Source organism: Microbulbifer elongatus (genome assembly GCF_020524885.1).
Lineage (GTDB): Bacteria > Pseudomonadota > Gammaproteobacteria > Pseudomonadales > Cellvibrionaceae > Microbulbifer > Microbulbifer elongatus_A.
Window position 1 is genome coordinate 1 of record NZ_JAIVKJ010000016.1, and the last position, 2,003, is coordinate 2,003.

The following is a 2,003-nucleotide window of genomic DNA, read 5'->3' on the forward strand; positions in this document are numbered from 1 at the left end:
AGGTGATCTGTTGGTACTTCATTGGGGTTTCTCACTTCTTGGCGGGAGAGAAAAACCCCTTGTACCACAGGTCACCTTCCTATTTGAGCTCGGTGTCGCACTTCGGATTTGAATTCGGCATACATAACAAGCAGCGGCAGAGCGACAGCCAACGCTACGCACTTTTTGTGTTACTCGCTGTCGCTCAAATATTAACACAAAATGCGCTCCGCGCTGGCTGCGCCTGCGCTGGGCGTTATGTGATGAGGTGCCGATGATCAAAGTTCTATTTGCGATCCTATTACTCTTCTTTAGTAGCGAGTCGTTATCTACAACGTGCTTTGGTGAAGAGCAACCTTCACAGCTCTCTAAAAAGTACGAGAAATCTGTAAAATTTGATTTCTTTGAAGATAACCAAGAGGTTGACGTAAGAATATCAGCGCCAAATAGTATAGAAGGCTTGGATTTTACTTCTGCCACTTTGGTTAAAGGTAATCCAGAAAATCTAGATTTTGATTTTATGTTTTTTCCTAGTGCGGAGCACTCCGGAGATCAGATAATCATCTATTACATGGTCAAGAAAAACCTTCTTCGTGAGAATACATTGCAACTTAAGTATGGGCCTGGGTGCGGAAAAATCCTTCAATACTCTGTATCCACATAACAAGGTGCGGCAGACCGACGGCTTACTTTGCGCACTTTTTGCGCAGTCGCTACGCTCCTATTTTCGCGCAAAAAATACACAAAATAAGCCGCCGCTGCGCACGGCGTTATGCATAGTTAAGAGTAGAGAAGTGTTTAGTTCAGAAACAGATTTGTTTGTGTGCTACTGGCATAAATTTTTTTGGATGATAGCCTTAGTCCTGTGTGGTTTAAAGGCGATTGATTTTTTCTACTTAGGTGAATCATTTGAAAGCTTTGTCCCAGGTATGTTTTTCAACGGTATCATACCATCAGTGGCTATTTCCCTTGGGCTATCGAGTGTTGTGACTGGGTACAAACATGGCTTTGTCTGGGCATCGCGAAATGTATTTATCAAAAAGGATGAAGACCCAGTCTGGTTCAAAATTGGCTACGTATTTTCATTTTTCCCTATTTTTTGTGGAATTATGTGGCTATGGTTTGCGATCAAGTATTTTTAAATGCATAACAATGCCGGGCAATTTGCTCTAGGCCTGCGGCCCTCCGCGGGACAGCTTACCTTGATCGCATTTTGCGCGGGTCGCTGCGCTCCCATTTTCGCGCAAAATGCGCACAAGGTAAGCTGCCCCTGCCGGCGGCGTTAGCAGTCCGGATTTCTTATGAGAGTCACTAGCTACCTAGCATCATTAATATGGATAACTTTTGGTCCAGTGATTCGCGTAGCGCGTAATCCGCATGGTTGGAACTACGGTGCTCCACAGGGCGTGGTTGCATTGATAGTAATACTGTATTTCGTTTTATTGCTAAAAGTGGATAGAGATCTCAGCTCAGTCAATAGTTTTTTTACCTTGGCAAGAAATTTTTTCGGGAAGAGTGACGCACTAGTACTCTCTGTATTTCTGATTCCAGCGCTTATATTATTTTCAGCACATTTATACCTGCTGAGTGAAAACCCTAGGAATGCTTTTGAAAAGTTTTCAGAACATAATAGAAGTCTACGCAACATCATGGAGGTATCTACATCTAACAGTTATTGTGCTGTTTGGTATATCCTGATGGTCCTTCTATTATTTTCTATGACGGCCACCTTATAAGAGGTCCACTGACGAGCTTCACTGCTAACAAAGCCAGGCAGTGAAGCTCCGGGCCTGCGGCCCTCCGCGGGACAGCTTACCTTGTGCACCTTTTGCGCAGGTCGCTGCGCTCCCATTATTGCGCAAATGGCGCACAAGGTAAGCTGCCCCTGCTGGCGGCGTTAGCAGTAGGACTTGCCCACGTTTGGTAGACACCCTGTATAGTTAGGTTTCGGCCTAACACGGAGGTGTACCATGGCGAAGAAAAGAACTCAGGCGTATACGGAGGATTTTCGTAGAGAGGCAGTA

2 protein-coding genes are annotated in these 2,003 nt (G+C 45.0%); both read left to right on the plus strand.

Translation table 11 applies throughout. The features are described from left to right. The first annotated feature begins 253 nt into the window (after positions 1–253). A complete protein-coding gene (locus LC059_RS17820; protein ID WP_226705226.1) occupies positions 254–643 on the plus strand; it encodes a hypothetical protein in 390 nt (129 codons plus the stop codon). Beyond that, complete coding sequence (locus tag LC059_RS17825) at positions 597–1,121, plus strand: hypothetical protein (RefSeq protein ID WP_226705227.1); 525 nt, start codon at positions 597–599, stop codon at positions 1,119–1,121. Before LC059_RS17820 ends, LC059_RS17825 begins: the two co-directional genes overlap by 47 nt. Positions 1,122–2,003: the final 882 nt, after the last annotated feature.

Coding starts and splice junctions, on each gene's coding strand:
- LC059_RS17825 (WP_226705227.1), top strand. CDS start 597: ATGGGCCTGGGTGCGGAAAAATCCTTCAATACTCTGTATCCACATAAC.
- LC059_RS17820 (WP_226705226.1), top strand. CDS start 254: ATGATCAAAGTTCTATTTGCGATCCTATTACTCTTCTTTAGTAGCGAG.